13 protein-coding genes are annotated in these 15,688 nt (G+C 63.8%); 10 read left to right on the top strand and 3 right to left on the bottom strand.

The window, feature by feature from the left end; translation table 11 throughout:
- Positions 1 to 295 precede the first annotated feature (295 nt).
- Positions 296 to 2,110, top strand: coding sequence for an ABC transporter permease (locus AT395_RS09875; protein ID WP_094068862.1), 1,815 nt, complete (start codon positions 296 to 298; stop codon positions 2,108 to 2,110).
- Positions 2,111 to 2,128: 18 nt separating this feature from the next.
- On the opposite strand, the gene AT395_RS25545 is transcribed toward AT395_RS09875, so the two are convergent.
- The gene (locus tag AT395_RS25545; protein WP_125347423.1) at positions 2,129 to 2,311 is read right to left on the bottom strand and encodes a hypothetical protein; all 183 of its coding nucleotides are present in this window, start codon (positions 2,309 to 2,311) and stop codon (positions 2,129 to 2,131) included.
- A gap of 324 nt (positions 2,312 to 2,635) precedes the next feature.
- Between AT395_RS25545 and AT395_RS09880 the strand changes: the two genes are divergently transcribed.
- From AT395_RS09880 to AT395_RS09915, 8 genes are all read left to right on the top strand, one after another.
- A complete protein-coding gene (locus AT395_RS09880) occupies positions 2,636 to 3,559 on the top strand; it encodes a LysR family transcriptional regulator (protein WP_042115381.1) in 924 nt (307 codons plus the stop codon).
- Between the two features lie 161 nt (positions 3,560 to 3,720).
- Complete coding sequence (locus AT395_RS09885; protein WP_048629155.1) at positions 3,721 to 4,797, top strand: ABC transporter substrate-binding protein; 1,077 nt, start codon at positions 3,721 to 3,723, stop codon at positions 4,795 to 4,797.
- 128 nt (positions 4,798 to 4,925) lie between these two features.
- On the top strand, positions 4,926 to 6,953 hold the full coding sequence (locus AT395_RS09890) for an aconitase family protein (protein ID WP_072632809.1): 2,028 nt from the start codon (positions 4,926 to 4,928) through the stop codon (positions 6,951 to 6,953).
- A gap of 3 nt (positions 6,954 to 6,956) precedes the next feature.
- Positions 6,957 to 8,240 (top strand): CaiB/BaiF CoA transferase family protein, encoded by a 1,284-nt coding sequence (locus AT395_RS09895; RefSeq protein ID WP_048629156.1) that lies wholly within the window; start codon positions 6,957 to 6,959, stop codon positions 8,238 to 8,240.
- A gap of 112 nt (positions 8,241 to 8,352) precedes the next feature.
- The gene (locus tag AT395_RS09900; protein WP_072632810.1) at positions 8,353 to 9,462 is read left to right on the top strand and encodes a CaiB/BaiF CoA transferase family protein; all 1,110 of its coding nucleotides are present in this window, start codon (positions 8,353 to 8,355) and stop codon (positions 9,460 to 9,462) included.
- A 131-nt stretch (positions 9,463 to 9,593) separates the two neighbouring features.
- Entirely contained in the window at positions 9,594 to 10,382 is a 789-nt protein-coding gene (locus AT395_RS09905; protein ID WP_376738382.1) for a hypothetical protein, read from the top strand.
- Between the two features lie 71 nt (positions 10,383 to 10,453).
- Positions 10,454 to 11,581 (top strand): DNA polymerase IV, encoded by a 1,128-nt coding sequence (dinB, locus tag AT395_RS09910; protein ID WP_042118179.1) that lies wholly within the window; start codon positions 10,454 to 10,456, stop codon positions 11,579 to 11,581.
- A 25-nt stretch (positions 11,582 to 11,606) separates the two neighbouring features.
- A complete protein-coding gene (locus AT395_RS09915) occupies positions 11,607 to 12,116 on the top strand; it encodes an MgtC/SapB family protein (protein ID WP_042115384.1) in 510 nt (169 codons plus the stop codon).
- A 246-nt stretch (positions 12,117 to 12,362) separates the two neighbouring features.
- Here the strand turns inward: AT395_RS09915 and AT395_RS09920 are convergent, their stop codons facing one another.
- Positions 12,363 to 12,818, bottom strand: a complete 456-nt coding sequence (locus tag AT395_RS09920) for a hypothetical protein (RefSeq protein WP_048629157.1) — start codon at positions 12,816 to 12,818, stop codon at positions 12,363 to 12,365.
- Positions 12,819 to 12,929: 111 nt separating this feature from the next.
- Here AT395_RS09920 and AT395_RS09925 point away from each other — a divergent pair, with 111 nt between their 5' ends.
- Positions 12,930 to 14,426, top strand: coding sequence for a cryptochrome/photolyase family protein (locus tag AT395_RS09925; RefSeq protein WP_048629186.1), 1,497 nt, complete (start codon positions 12,930 to 12,932; stop codon positions 14,424 to 14,426).
- A gap of 303 nt (positions 14,427 to 14,729) precedes the next feature.
- On the opposite strand, the gene AT395_RS09930 is transcribed toward AT395_RS09925, so the two are convergent.
- Positions 14,730 to 15,605 carry an urea transporter gene (locus AT395_RS09930; protein ID WP_048629158.1) on the bottom strand — a complete coding sequence of 292 codons (876 nt, stop codon included), beginning with the start codon at positions 15,603 to 15,605 and terminating at the stop codon, positions 14,730 to 14,732.
- Positions 15,606 to 15,688: the final 83 nt, after the last annotated feature.

The raw sequence follows: 15,688 nt of genomic DNA on the forward strand, positions 1-15,688 counted from the left end.
GTTCGGGAGGGCGTGTGTCGACGCAGGTGCGTCAACGAAAGTGGATCGAAAAATCAGCTCGACAGGCCGATCGACGCAAGCGATTCGGTGGGCTCTGCACGGCGGCAGGGCACTTTCTGCGGCGGGCCGCGTCAGAGATCCAATCGCGAATGCGTATAATTTACAACGCTTTAGACCGGCGAGCGTCTTCCGGTTCCCTGAGACGATGCAAGGCGCACGGCCGTCGGCCGTCATGGGCGTACTTTCCGCCACCTGATTGTCCCTCCCATTTACCGCTACCCATCACGATTTGCCGATGTCATCGACGCCCCCGTCACGCGCCGCCAATGATTCTGTTTCCGTCGATGCCTTGTCCCGGCTGGGCGATCCGGCTGAGGGCCTGATCACGTCCCCCGCACAGGCTGGCACTGCGCAGACGCAGCCCCTCGGCCGTCGTTCGTCGGTGCCCGACCGTGAAGTCGGCTACGCCGGCCGGCGCCCACGGGCAGGCCGGCTTTCCCGTGCGTGGGCGTGGCGACTGGTGGCGTGGCTGCCTGCATTGGTCGTGCTCGTGCCGATGTTCGGCATCGTAGCGGCGTTGGGAACGGGAGACGCGCAGACGCGCGCCATCCTCGTTCATATGCTCGACACGGTGCTGCCCGAATACGCCCTCAACTCACTACGCATCTCGCTGGCAGTCAGCGCTGGCGTCGTTGTGATGGGGGTGGCAAGTGCCTGGCTGGTTGTGCACTATGCGTTTCCGGGACGACGTCTGCTCGAGTGGGCGTTGATCCTGCCGCTCGCGATGCCTGCCTATGTGACCGCCTACGCGTACACCGACTTCCTCCAGTTCGCCGGGCCCGTGCAGAGCGCACTGCGCCAGTGGCTCGCCGTTGATCGTGTGGTGTGGTTTCCGGAGATTCGCTCGTGGTACGGCGCGGCATGGGTGTTCGCCGGCGCCTTCTATCCGTATGTCTATCTGCTGGCCCGCACGGCGTTTCTCGAGCACAGCCAGCGCTTCTTCGAGGCGGCGCGCACGCTCGGCTGCACGCCCTTGCAGGCGTTCATGCGTGTGGCCTTGCCGCTGGCGCGACCGGCGCTGGTCGCGGGCGTGGCGCTCGTGCTCATGGAGACACTTGCCGATTATGGGGCCGTCGCTTACTTCGGCGTGCCGACATTTACAACCGGCATTTACCGCGCGTGGTTGTCTATGGGGGATCGGGTCGCCGCCGCACAACTCTCCGCATGTCTGCTGTTTGCCGTTCTTTTCCTGCTGATCGCGGAGGCACGCAGCAGGGCGCGGCTGCGGTATTACGGGACACCGGGACGTGCGCCGACGATCTCGCGGCGCACCCGCCTGCGAGGCGCGCGCGCAGCGTTGGCGACGCTCGCATGTGCGCTGCCGCTCATCGCCGGCTTCGTGCTGCCCGCACTGGTCATGCTGCGACTGGCCGTCTCGGAACTGGATCAGGTGCCTTGGCCCCGCTATGGCGAATGGGTCTACAACACCGTGCGTCTGGCGGCCGTGGCGGCGCTTGTCGCGAGTGCCTTCGCCATTGTGCTTGGCTATGCGCAGCGTCTGGCGCCGGGACGTGTGACGCGCGTTGCTACCCGGCTGGTAGGGGTGGGCTACGCGATTCCCGGCGCCGTCATTGCCCTGGGCATTCTCACGCCGGTGTTGTTTCTCGACACCTGGCTGGGCAACGTGTTTGGGGCCAGGGGGCTGGTGCTTGCCGGCACGGGCGGCGTCCTGATCTATGCCTACGTCGTACGATTCCTGCCGGCGGCGCTGCAAAGTGTGGATGCCGGCTTCGCGCGCATCGCGCCGAATCTCGATGCCAGCGCCCGCAGCCTGGGCGTGGGCGGCTGGTCGATGTTGCGCCGGGTGCATTTGCCGTTGCTGCGCGGCAGCGTGCTGACGGCCGCGCTGCTGGTGTTCGTCGACGTGATGAAAGAACTGCCCGCCACGCTCGCGTTGCGCCCGTTCAATATGGATACGCTGGCGGTTGTCACCAGCCACCTGGCGGCCGACGAGCGCCTCGCCGAGGCCGCCGTGCCCGCCCTGACGCTGGTGCTCGTGGGCTTGCTGCCCGTGCTGGTACTTGCGCGCGCCATTGCGCGACGGGCCTGAACCTGCGACAGATTCCGGTCACGTTATTTCCTGAAATGATTGATGGTTGCCGCCCCGATAGCGCCGCACTATAGTCAAAGCAGACCCGGCGACGAAACCGGGATGACTGAGCGTCAACAAAATGATTGCGATCGTCATTTGCAAATGTTGGCTCTTCATGGCCTTGGCGTCGGCACCGCCGCCCGAGGTATCGTTCGACACGGCGGACGGCGGCTGGAATGCCGTACTGATGGCGGGAGCGATACGCTAGGCGCAGTCCTGGGAGGGACCGGTGCAGGCACCTGAATCGGACGCCCGACGTCCGATGGCTGCGTGTAACCTGTGGGCTTGAAGACAGTTTCATGTCATTCGGCGTCTGACGCGTTCTCCCCCTCCTGAGTCGTCGAGCCATCGGGTTTTCTGAATTTCGCGTTCTATTGGCGATTTCGGTGTTGTTTTCCGGTGTCGTCGGGGGTGGTCGCGCGTGGTGTTTTTGCCACATGCGCCGCAAAATCGCTGTCAATGCAGTGCCTTCGGGAGATGGGCATGGCGCTATGGCGGATCGATCTTGTCTCGCTGCGACTGTTTGTCGCCGTTTGCGAAGAAAGCAGTATTGCCCGTGCCGCCGAGCGCGAATTCATTGCGCCCTCGGCTGTCAGCAAGCGCATCAACGACCTCGAGTCACTCGTGGGGTCGGCGCTTCTCCAGCGCCACAAATGGGGCGTTCGGGCCACTCCGGCAGGCGAAGCCCTGTTGCATCACGCGCGCAACGTCTTGCGCAGTCTCGAGAAGATGCAGGGCGATTTGTCTGAGTACACCAGTGGTGTGCGCGGGCACATTCGTATCTTCGCCAATGTTTCCTCGATCGTCGAAACCTTGCCCGATGAACTGGGCGCGTTCCTGCGCCGCCATGAAGGGGTGAAGGTCGACCTCGAAGAGCACACCAGTGCACAGGTGGTGCGTGGCGTGGCCGACGGTGCGACCGACATCGGTATTTGCTGGGATGCGGTCGACACCCGCGACGTCGAAGTCTTTCCCTACCGTCACGACCAGATCGTGACCGTGCTGCACCGTGAACACCCGTTGGCGTGCGCGGAGCAACTCGCGTTCGTCGAAACGCTCGACTTCGATCAGGTCGGTGTGCATCCGGACAGCGCCATGTATACCGTGCTGCGGCGTCTGGCCGCCGAGCAGGGCAAGACTGTCAAATTCCGCATCCATGTCTCGACCTTCGAAGCGGTTTGCCGCATGGTGCGCGCGAACCTTGGGTTGGCGATCGCGCCGCGCGAGGCGGTCGGCATCTATTCGCAGGTGACGGACGGAGAGGCGCTGCGCATTGTGCCGCTGACCGATCCGTGGGCGCAGCGGCGTCTGATTGTGTGCGTGCGCCGGTACGATGCCCTGCCGGTGGCGTCGCGCATGCTGGTCGACCATTTGTGTGCACGTAACGTAACAGAGGGTAACGCCTGATGCGTGGCGCGGTGGCAAGCATCGTGATCGACGATGTCTGGCATGCCGAAACACAACTTGCCGAGGCATCGGGGGCGGCGGATGCTTTGTGGGCCGATAGCGATTCCGGCCGGCGAGCCGGAGCGCGCCTGTGTCCCGCATCGTGCGGGAGGAGACACGCGATGACACATGTCGAAGCGCGCCGTGTGCGCGATGCCGTAGGACGCCTGATTTTCGTGCTCATCTTGATTGCGCTGGGCCTCGTGGCGTTGAGCCTGAGCGCCGGGGCGTCTGCGGCTGCCGCTCAGCCGCTCGAAAAGCCGAAGATCACCATTGCCGTAGGCGGAAAACCCGGTCTTTATTACCTGCCGCTGACCATCGCCGAACAACTGGGCTACTTCAAGGATGAAGGTCTAGATGTCACTATCGACGATTTCGCGGGGGGCTCGAAAGCGTTGCAGGCCGTGGTCGGCGGCAGCGCGGATGTGGGCACCGGCGCTTTCGAACATACGTTGCTGATGCAGACCAAGGGGCTGACCTATCAGGCGTTCGCCGTGCTGGGCGCCGCACCGCAACTGGTACTCGGCGTGGTGAAGGCCAAGGCCGGTGAGGTCAGATCGGTCAAGGACCTGAAAGGGATGCGGATCGGTGTCAGTGCACCGGGATCGAGTACGCACATGCTGGTGAACGTGGCGCTTGCGAAGGTCGGGCTCAAACCGTCCGATGTCTCGATTGTCGGTGTCGGCAGCAACGCAACGGTGGTCGCTGCCGCCCGTGGCGGACAAGTCGACGCCGTCTCCAACGTCGATCCGATGATGACGCTGTTGCAGGAGTCGGGCGATCTCAAGGTACTTGTCGATACCCGTACGCAGGCCGGCACTCGCGCCATGTTCGGCGGCCCGATGCCCGCGGCTGTCATGTATGCACCGCAAAGTTTCATTCAGAAGAACCCACGGACTGTGCAGGCGTTAGCCAATGCCATCGTGCGGGCGGACAAATGGCTCCAGCGCGCCTCTGCCGCCGACCTCCTGAAAACCGTGCCGGAAGCCTATCTGCTGGGGGACAAGACGCTTTATCTGAAGGCATTCGCCAACTGTCGCGAGGCGTTTTCGCCGGACGGCATGATGCCCCCCGATGGCCCCGCCACCGCGCTCAAGGCGCTCGCGTCGTTCACCCCCGAAGTCAAGCCGTCGCAGATCCGGCTTGGCGACACGTGGACCAACACGTTTGCGATACAGGCAAATCGGCAGTACCCCTGAGCATCTGCTGACAAACGCGTGTTTGGACGTCATGACCTCACATTCCCCACCTTGCCGCGCGAGCGTTCGGCACGGAACTTGCGATCAAAACGGGTGAACCCATGCGGGAACATTCGAGGAGCGATCTTATGCAAGCCACCGTGCGACTGAACGGACGTGTGCTGTGGTTGAGCGACCGTGCCGAAGTCATGACCCGTCAACTGGCGGGCGAGTCCCTGACGCGGGCCGAAGCCGGGCCTCTGCGCGACCAGATTTCCACCGACGAGATGACGCCCGCGTGGGCGTGCCTGGCGTTCGACGAAACGCTGGGCGACTACGTTTATGTCGGATTGCGATGCAGCGAAGACTCGGCTGACCCCGCCGGGGTGTTTCCCGTCAGGCCGAAGGCGGTACGTGAGGGGGGCTTTGCACTCTCGGTCGCGGGCCTGCGCCGGGGCAAGGGGTCGTCGCGAGAGGCCAGTCCGTTTGCCGAATGGTGCGCGGGAATTCGCGTGGTGATTGCCGAGAGTTTCGAGCGTATCTACGCGCAGAACTGTCAGAACCTCGGGCTCTTGATGTCGACCGACCTGACGCTTGCGGAGCGCTTGCAGGCGGGAGAGGCGGTACCGATCGAAGCCTTTCTCGAAGATTGCGATTCGTTGGGCGAGGCGATCGTGCGCAGCGGCGGGCTGTTCGGCTATACGCGACGGCGGCTGGCGGGCGATACCGTGCCGCCGCGTCCCGCCCACCCGCCGGGCGCGATGACCTACGGCGAAAAGCTGATTGCGAAGGCGCTTGGCGTTGCGCGCGTGCGAGCGGGAGACGCGGTGTTCGTGCCCGCCGACTGGCGTTTCTCCCACGAATATGTGACGCCGATGGCCGTGAGTTTCCTTCGGCATGCCTTTGGCAACGCTGTGCCGGCGTTGCACGATCCGGAGTCGATGCTGTGCTTCGAGGACCACCTGACCCATCTCGACGCGGTTTCCGCCGACGGCAGCCGCCCGCCGCCGCTGGTGGATGCGGCGAGACGCTTGGGGGCGGTGCAGCGGGAATTCTGCGCGCAGTACGATCTGCGCCTTCACGGGCGTGCGCCCGGCGGCGGCTCGGAAGGCATCTGCCACGCGCTGATGCTTGAGCGCTACGCACTGCCGGGGCAGGTGATTGTGGGAACCGATTCGCACACCCCGCATTGCGGTGCTGTCGGTGCGTTTGCGTTCGGCGTCGGTGCGACGGAAATGGCGAACGCCTGGCTCACGGGCGACGCACGTCTGGCCGTACCCGGCACCTGCCTCATTCATTTGCGCTCGCGTTTGCCGGCGGGGGTCGGGGCGAAGGATCTGGCGTTGCATCTGCTGCATCTGCCGTATATTCGCGACGGCCGCGCGATCGGCCAGATCATCGAATTTTCCGGCGAGGCGGTGGCGCACCTGTCGACCGACGAGCGCGCCACGCTTACCAATATGGTCGCCGAGATCGGCGGGCTGACCGGACTGATCGTGCCCGACGCCGAGACCGTCCGTTATCTGCGCGAGCGGCGTGGCATCGACTTCGCGTTGGCCCCGTGGATGACGAGCGATGCGCAGGCGTCATATGCCCATGTGATCGAGATCGATTGCGCGTGTCTCGGGGCAATGGTGGCGAGTCCCGGAGATCCCGGCAACGGTCTGGCGCTCGCCGATCTGAGGGCGTCGGTGCCGATCGACATTGCGTATGGCGGGTCGTGTACGGGCAGCAAGCGCGACGATTTGCGTGCCTGCCACGACGTACTCGCGTGGGGGCTGTCGCGGGGGCACCGTGTGGCCGAAGGCGTGCGCTTCTACCTGCAGTACGGCAGCGAAGATGTGCGCGCGTGGTGCGAGAGACAGGGTTACACCGAGGTATTCAGGGCGGCGGGCGTGACGATGCTCTCGCCCGGGTGCGGCGCATGCGTGAATGCCGGGCCGGGCGTGTCTCGCGCGCCGGGTGAGGTGGTCATCAGCGCGCAGAACCGTAATTTTCCCGGACGCTCCGGTCCGGGACAGATGTGGCTGGGAAGTCCGGCCACCGTGGCGGCGAGTGCCTTGGCGGGGTACATCGTCGGCTTCGATCAACTACAACGCGACGGATTCGTTTCGCAGGCCGTGAGCACGCCGGGCCGGTCGTGCAGCGAAGCGTCGCGGGCAGGTTCGGGGGGGTAGCAGATGCCGGATGAATCTCCTGCGGCGCCGACGCCGTTGCAAGGCATTCGCGTCGTGGAGTTTTCCCATATGGTCATGGGCCCCATGTGCGGCATGGTGCTTGGCGATCTCGGTGCCGACGTCATCAAGGTGGAGCCGGTAGGGGGCGACGCAACGCGGCGTTTGCTGGGCACCGGGGCGGGCTTCTTCCGCACATTCAATCGCAACAAGCGCAGCCTCGCCGTGGATGTTACGCGGCCCGAAGGGCGCGAACTGATTTTGCGTCTGGTGAGCAAGGCCGACGTGGTGACCGAGAACTTCAAGCCGGGGCGAATGCGTCAGATCGGGTTGGACTATGCGACGTTGTCGCGGTTGAACCCGGCGCTTGTCTACGTCTCGCTCAAAGGCTTCTTGCCGGGACCGTACGCCGCACGCACGGCGCTCGACGAGGTCGTGCAGATGATGGCGGGGCTGGCCTATATGACGGGGCCGGTCGGGCAGCCATTGCGTGCAGGCACGTCGGTCAACGACATCATGGGCGGTGTGTTCGGCGCACTCGCTGCCATCGCGGCGTTGTACGAGCGCAAGACGACCGGACGGGGACAGGAAGTGCAGGGTGCCCTGTTCGAGAACTGTGTGTTGCTCGCGGCGCAGCACATGCAGCAGTACGCGGTGACCGGCGTGGCGCCCGACCCGATGCCTGCGCGCGTGTCGGCCTGGGGCATTTATGACGTGTTCACGGCGCGCGATGGCGTGCAGATCTTTCTCGCCGTCGTGAGCGATACCCAGTGGCGGATTTTCTGCGACGTGTTCGGTCGCCACGATCTGGCCGACGACGCCCGGCTCGCGACGAACAATGACCGGGTTCTGGCCCGTGACTGGCTGTTGCCTCTGCTGCGCGAGATGATGCAAGGGTTCGACGCCGGTTATCTGGCGGCAGCGTTCGAGCGTCACGGTCTGCCGTTCGCGCCGATCGTCACGCCACAGGCGTTGTTCGACGATCCGCATTTGCTCGCCAGCGGCGGATTGGGCGACCTGGTGACTGAGAACAGTGAGCACACGCAGGTGCCGTTGCTGCCGATCACCCTGGCGGGGCAGCGTTTGCCCGCGCGTTTGCCGTTGCCGGCGGTGGGGGAGAATACACATGAAATCCTGCGCGATCTGGGATATCTCGATGCCCAGATCTCCCGTCTGGTGACGGAGGGGGTGGTGGCCGGTCCGGCGGACGAACCTCATACGGACGCTACCTCGGATGTCGGCGATCCCGCCAACGCCGTTATGTGGGAAGACGGCACCCGCCGCGGCTGAATTCGGCGTTTTCCGAGAGAGGTAAGCGTGTTGTCTGCTTGCCGGCAGACGGCAGGGCGCGGTACGGTGTGGGCATCGCCCCTCACTCGTTTGCCGCCCACTACCGCCCACTATGACCGAACCGCTCGAACCGTCTCAGGCACGTGAATCGTCCGCCCAGTTTTCAGCCTCGGCGTCTTCCGGAGCGCCGGACACTCCCGACGCTCCGCTTGTTGGCGTCACCGTTCTGGATCTCACACGTTTGTTACCCGGTCCGCTCGCGGGGCTTCGCCTCGCCGAATTGGGGGCACGCGTCATCAAGATCGAGGACAAGGGCGCCGGTGACTATGCCCGCGAGATGATGCTTGGTGAGAGCGAGGCGCCACCGAGCGCCTTCTGGCGTTTGCTCAATCGCGGCAAGGCGATCGAACGACTCGACCTCAAAGACGACACCGATCGCGCGACGTTTCGGGAATGGGTGTCTCGTGCCGACGTGTTGCTCGAGGGTTTCCGCCCCGGCGTGATGGCGCGACTTGGCTTCGATTACGAGACACTGGCGCGTCTCCGGCCGTCGCTGGTGATGGCGTCGATTACGGGTTACGGACAGCATGGCCCAATGGCACACGCCGCGGGGCATGACATCAACTACATCGGCTACGCCGGCGTGCTCGATCAGTTGGGTGACACGGCAGACGCACCGATCGTTCCGAACTTCCAGATCGGCGACTTGTACGGCGGCGGGCAGGCGACGGTGCAAGCCGTATTGGCGGCACTTGTCTCGGCACTGCGTACGGGGCGCGGCAGATGGCTCGATATCTCGATGACCCACGAGGTGTTTCGGGCGAATCTTATCCCTGCGGTCGCGTTGCATCGGCAGGGGCATGTATCGCGGGCGGGCACCGATTTGCTCAACGGGGGCGTGCCTTGCTATCAGGTCTATCGTACGCAGGATGGACGGCACATGGCCGTGGGGGCGCTTGAGCTCAAGTTCTGGCAAGCCTTGTGCGACGTGCTCGGGCGCAACGACTGGAAGTCGCGGCACTGGTCACTTGGGCAAGTGATCGGCGGCGCCGATGCTCGTGCGCTTCAGGGCGAACTGGCCGCGGTGTTTGCGAGCGCGTCGCTGGCAGACTGGACGTTGCGTTTTGCCAATGCGGATTGCTGTGTCACTCCTGTGTTGCGTCTGGAGGAAGCCATGACGCACCCGCTGTTCGCTCAGACGCGCGGGTCGCTGACGCCGTGATGCCGAGGTGAGGGCGCCGAGGGGGCGGATAGTGCGGAGCGTTACCGAATGTCACAATTTTTCAGGCAGGAGAAACGCGAAGCGTGGCTGTTCATCGCGTAGAGTCGTCGCTGACTGACACAGATACGCTCATGACCCGACGGCTTGCCCTGCACCAACATCGATACTGGATTACCCGTGCCGCGCGAGGACGACTGGCAATGGTGCTCGTGAGTGCGGCTGCGGGCGCGGCGGTTTCCGGGTGTGTGTCTTATCAGGATGCGCCGATCGATCACGGGAAGGTGCGATCGACGCCGATGACGACGGCCGATCTGGCGCAGACGGACATCAATCGGATGGCGACGCTGGGCATGCGGGCCAATCTCGAGAGTCTGTACGTGCTTGCCGACAAGCTTTACAAACGCAACCCGCGCGAATGGCGTAAGGGCGGGCTCGCGACTCAGGCGCAGGCAATGGCGCAGTTGCGCGCTGCGGTGGAAGGGCGTCGCAATCTGCCGGAACTGAAGGACCTGCGCGACGTGAAGGCACTCTCGCTCTCACTCGATCCGGCATTTGGCGGCGATCGCGTGGCCGCTTTCGTCTTCAGCCTGTCCGATACGATCATTGCCGCGCATGGCGGAACGACCGTGTTTTATCTGAGCGATGGTCTTGACGCGCAGCGAATCTACAACGCCGCGCGCAACGTCGAAATCGCGGCCTGGTTGCTGGCGAGCCGTCGTGACGCCGTGGGCAAACCACTACTGCTGGCGAACGAGATCGCCGACGTGCGGAACGTGAGCTTTGAACGGGAATTCGGCAAGATCATCGGCCGACTCGATCTGCTGGCCGAAATGCTTGACGAGAAGTACCGTCGGGCGGGCATCGGTTACGCCCAAAATCTGCTCGGTGCGCAGTTTCTCCAGTTCCTGCCGGTGCGATGACCAGACGTTACTGATGGGGCGCAGATGCTGCGCAAATGCTGTATATTTGCACAGTGTTTTCGCTGCCCGCCATGTCATCCTCAATTCGCAAGATCATTCACTGCGACGCTGACTGCTTCTACGCCTCCGTCGAGATGCGTGACGATCCGTCGTTGCGAGGAATCCCGTTGGCCGTCGGTGGGCAGCCCGATCAGCGCGGCGTGGTTGCGACATGCAATTACGAGGCTCGCGCCTTTGGTGTGCGTTCCGCAATGCCGTCGGCTCAGGCGCTCAAGCTGTGTCCCGAACTGCGCATTATTCCGCCCGCGATGAGCCGGTACCAGGAGGCGTCGCGGCGCATCATGGCGATCTATCGCGATTACACGGATCTCGTCGAACCGCTTTCGCTGGATGAAGCGTATCTGGACGTGACGGACAGTGAGCATTGCGATGGCTCAGCGACATTGATCGCTCGCGAGATTCGCGCGCGCGTCGCGGCCGAAGTCGGGCTGACGGTCTCGGCAGGCGTAGCGCCTAACAAGTTCATCGCGAAGATTGCCAGTGACTGGCGCAAGCCCGACGGCATGTTCGTTGTGAAGCCCGCGCAGGTCGATGCGTTCGTGGCGGAGCTGCCGGTCGAACGTCTGTTCGGCGTGGGGAAGGTCACGGCTGAGAAGCTCCGCGCGCTGGGCGTAGATTCGTGCAGCGATCTGCGACGTCATTCGATGGCTGATCTCACCGAGCGTTTCGGTGTGTTCGGACAACGTCTTTTCGAGCGATGCCGCGGCATCGACACGCGCGAAGTGAGCCCAGATCGTGAGCGCAAGTCGATCAGCGTCGAGACGACTTACACGCGCGATCTGCGAACGCTCGCCGAATGCGAGACGGCGCTCGAACCGCTGCTTCGCCAATTGTTCGAGCGCATTGAGCGCGCGCGACGCAGCGAGCCGCTTTCGGTTGCCAAGGTCTTCGTCAAAATCCGCTTCGCCGACTTTTCGCGCACGACAGCCGAAGCCGGTGCGTTGCGCGTCGACCCCGCGCAGTGCCGAGAACTGCTGGCGGAAGCCGTGGGACGCAAGCGCAAACCGGTTCGACTGATGGGCGTTGGCGTGCGCCTCATGGAGGCGCAGGCTGCCCGCCAGTTGCGACTGTTCGACGACTGGGATGACGCCACCTTACTCATTGCGCCGACGGGTGATAATGCTCCATCACAGTCATAGATCGCACAGGCGAGTGAGGTGAGGGATGGCGGAGATCATCGAGGTCACATTGCGACTGACGGCGGCATTGATTCTGGGCGGCCTTGTCGGACTCAATCGAAATCTGCATCACAAGTCTGTCGGCTTGCGAACGCTGGCAATCGTGTCGTTTGGCTCGGCGTTATTCGTGCTGGCGGTCGTGCCGTTTCCGGGGTCGTCGCTCCCCTATGACGGTTCGTCGGTCAGCCGGGTGATACAAGGCATTGTTGCCGGCATCGGTTTTCTCGGCGCGGGTTGCATCATCCGTCCGAGTCACGGTGCCTCGGTCCATGGGTTCACGACGGCGGCGGCGCTTTGGAGCACCACGGGAATTGGCATTATTTGCGGTCTGGGGCGCTGGCACATTGCGCTCGTGGCGATGGTGCTACTGCTTATCGTGCTGGCTGTCGGCGGGCGCATCGAAGCGCTCGTACACCGCTGGCTGGGACACGGCGAACCGCAGGCGCCGTCGTTTGACGGGGACGCATCGGCGCCGCGTGAGCGCGACGGCAAGTGACATCCATCCAGCGTCTGCAAAAGATGCACATCGCTGCCCCCTTGCCCGGGAAGTCACGGGAAAAATCCTGCGGATACCGAAGAAAAATGCCCGCCGAAGCGGGCAAATGACGTTGTCGCAGTACCCCCAAAAGGACGTAAGAGGGCGATTTCATTTTGGTCAGCGGCGTGTCGTTCGCCAATCGGGGCTTGCCCGATTAGGGAAAGCACGTCGGGGGGACTACGTAGGTTCCCGCGATATCCCGCTTTACCGGATCGCGCGAAGTTCCGTGGCGCGGGCGCGTGCAACGCGCAGGCCGTCGGCCTTCAGGGAGAGGGTAGCAGCGTCGGCTTGCTGCGCGGCGTCGGTTGCTGAGGTGTACGTCAGAATGGCCGCCTGCCGCTCACGGTAAAACCGCTCGGTAATCGGTGCGCACTCCGCAGCGGCTTCGTCTGCCAGCCGGCCGGGATCGGGCACGAGATTGATGTAACGCGCCACATGGCCGTAAAGGCACGTACGGTACTGATCGGCTGCGGCGTCAGCGGCCGCCAGATGTCGCTCACGCAAAGTCGCGGCGTCCGGCGCGGCAGGACGCGTTGCCGCAGGTCCGGTATTCGGTTTCGACGGGGTGGCGCAGCCGGTGACAAGCAGGGCGGTTGCGACACAGAAGAGGGCCGGCGCGACAAGGCACGCACGGACCAAATTCGGAAACTTCCGAGTCATGAGGTAATCGAGGCCGATGGCATAAAGTCCGCGATATCGCTATGGTACGGGATTTGAAGGATTCGTCCCGAATCAACCGACAACGGCGCGCAGGTGTCGCGCCAATCCGACATGAGCGAATTTCAAAAAGGGCTGGTATGGATGCGGCGCGATCTGCGCTGCACCGATAACGCAACACTGACGCAGGCGCTCAATGCGTGCCGCGAGGTGTATGCCGTGTTCGTTTTCGACACCACGATTCTCGAGGGATTGCCGACCAACGATCGTCGTGTTGCATTTATTCACGAGAGTGTCGCCGAGTTGGCGCGAACCTTTGAAACTGCCGGAGGGGCCCTGATCGTGCGTCACGGCGATCCGACGGTGGAGATACCCTCGTTGGCGAAGTCGCTGGGTGTTCAGGCAGTGTTTTCAGGGCGGGACTACGAACCGGCAGCGGTGGCGCGCGATCGCTCTGTGGCGCACCTTCTCGACGATCTCGGCATCGCGTTCGAGACAGTGAAGGATCAGGTGATCTTCGAGGCGAACGAGATTCTGACCGCACAGGGCGAGCCGTACAGCGTGTTCACGCCTTATCAGCGGGCGTGGTTGAAGCAGGTGCGTCCGGTCGATCTGGCGCCTCACGGGCGTAAAGGCGATCTGCAACGTCTGGCGGTACCCCCGGGCGGCGCCCAGCCACTTCCTTCGCTCGCGTCGATGGGATTCGAGGTGCCCGAAGCACGCCGGATCGCGATCCCCGCCGGAGAATCCGGTGCGCGGCAACTGCTGGAGGATTTTCTGCCGCGCATGGCGCATTACCACGAGTGGCGGGATTATCCCGCAGTGCGAGGGCCGAGCTATCTGTCGGTTCATTTGCGATTCGGCACGATCTCGATCCGTACGCTGGCACGCGAGGCGCATCAGGCCATGTTGAAGGGCGGTGACGGGGGCAGTGGCGCCCAGACGTGGCTAAGCGAACTGATCTGGCGCGAGTTTTACTTCATGATCCTGCATCACCATCCCGAGGTCGTCGGGCGCGCATTCAAGCCGGCGTACGACGCCATCGAATGGGCCTTGGGCAAGGCTGCCGAGGCGAATTTTCAAGCCTGGTGTGAGGGCCGAACGGGGTATCCACTGGTCGATGCGGCCATGCGTCAGATCAACCAGACCGGCTACATGCACAACCGTCTGCGGATGGTCACTGCCAGTTTCCTGGTCAAGGATCTGGGCATCGATTGGCGGAGGGGAGAGGCGTATTTTGCCCGCGCGCTCAACGATTTCGACTTGGCGGCGAACAACGGAGGCTGGCAATGGGCTGCCTCGACGGGGTGCGACGCGCAACCCTATTTCCGCATCTTCAACCCGGTCACGCAGTCGGAGAAGTTCGACCCGCAAGGCCGTTTCATCCGGAAGTACGTGCCAGAGCTGGCCGGATTGCCGGATAAGGCGCTACATGCGCCGTGGCGAGCCGATGCGCAGACGCTGCTGGACGCCAAAGTGACGCTGGGACGCGACTATCCGCAGCCCCTGGTTGCCCACGACCTAGCGCGAAAGGAGACGCTGGCGCGGTATGCGGTGGTGAAAACGCCTGCCGTTTCCAGCGACAACGACGACACGTCGAGCGCCGATTGACGAGAGATCGGTGTATACCCCGGTCAACTTTTTCTGTGGCCGACCGTTGATATCGGTAGGGCCCGTGAGAGGCCCAGGCTTCCGTAACGGTTCGCAACGTCGGGGGGCGTTAGTGAGCGTCAGTGAGCGCCAGTGGGTGTCAGGGAGGGAGTCGTACACCAGCGAGAAGTGCTCGGAAACGAGCGAGGGCAGGCCAAAACCACACGGAGAAGCTGAAAAATCCTTTGCCGCACAGACGGCAGCTTCGCCACACGGGGTTTGCGAAGAGCGAATGCCCGGAGCGTGATCGTTCCGGGCATTTTTTTATGGAGCGCCGGGCCGCCGACGCCGAGCGGTGGCCCCCAAAACGATCCAGACTGCCAGATTGAACGGCAGTGTGAAGTACGGCCAGCCCAGAGGGCCCAGCGCCTGACCCAGCGCGATACAGATAACGCTGGCCAGCGCGGCGCCAGCAAAGCGCAGGGCGGGTCGGCGGTTGAATACGCCCAGCCCGAGTGCCGCTAGAAACGCGTTCACGCCAATACCGCCCGCCTGCGCGGCCATCGCAGGCCATGGGATGGCCAGACCTGCGAGACCCGCCCACACGGAGATACCTGCTGCAAGCGCCCACAGCGTGACCCGCACGTTCCACAGCGCGAGGAGGTACCAGGTGAGCAGGCCCAGCACCAACGGGGCCACGAAGACGACCTGACCGACGGAGCAGAAGACGAAACCGGGGGTGCCTGTGTCGCACGAGAGTGCCCCCATGCGTGGCAGTAACGCCAGCCAGGGCTGCGCGGCCCATGTGAGCACCATAACGCCTACGAACGGGCCGGTCAGCGCCGGGAGGCTGTGGCGGGCGAGTATGACCGTCATGAAGACAGTCAGGCAGACGCAAACCACGAGCCACGCAGCGAACGTGGCGTTGGGCTGCCACAAGGCGCCAAATGCAATGCCGGTCAATGCACCGTTGTAGCCGAGTAATCCGCTGCGGCGCTGCTCGCGTGGCAGCCGTAGCGCAATCCCCAGACACGACGCGGCAACGCTGGCGGCCAACCCCGACAGCGCCGCAGGTAAGTCAGCGAGCGCGAGTAGGGCGAACAACAGCATGCCGATGCCGGCCGATGGAATGAAATAGATCTGCGCAAAGTTCGCGACCGTGCCGCGTAGCTCGTCGATCAGCCAATGGCGCTCGCCCATCGCTTGCCTCGGGGACCTCGGGGCGGGGGATGCTGGCATGGGTGAGGGGCGAGGCAGTGGCATGGGCGTACAGCAGTAATTCG

Origin of the sequence: Pandoraea apista (assembly GCF_001465595.2) — a bacterium.
Lineage (GTDB): Bacteria > Pseudomonadota > Gammaproteobacteria > Burkholderiales > Burkholderiaceae > Pandoraea > Pandoraea apista.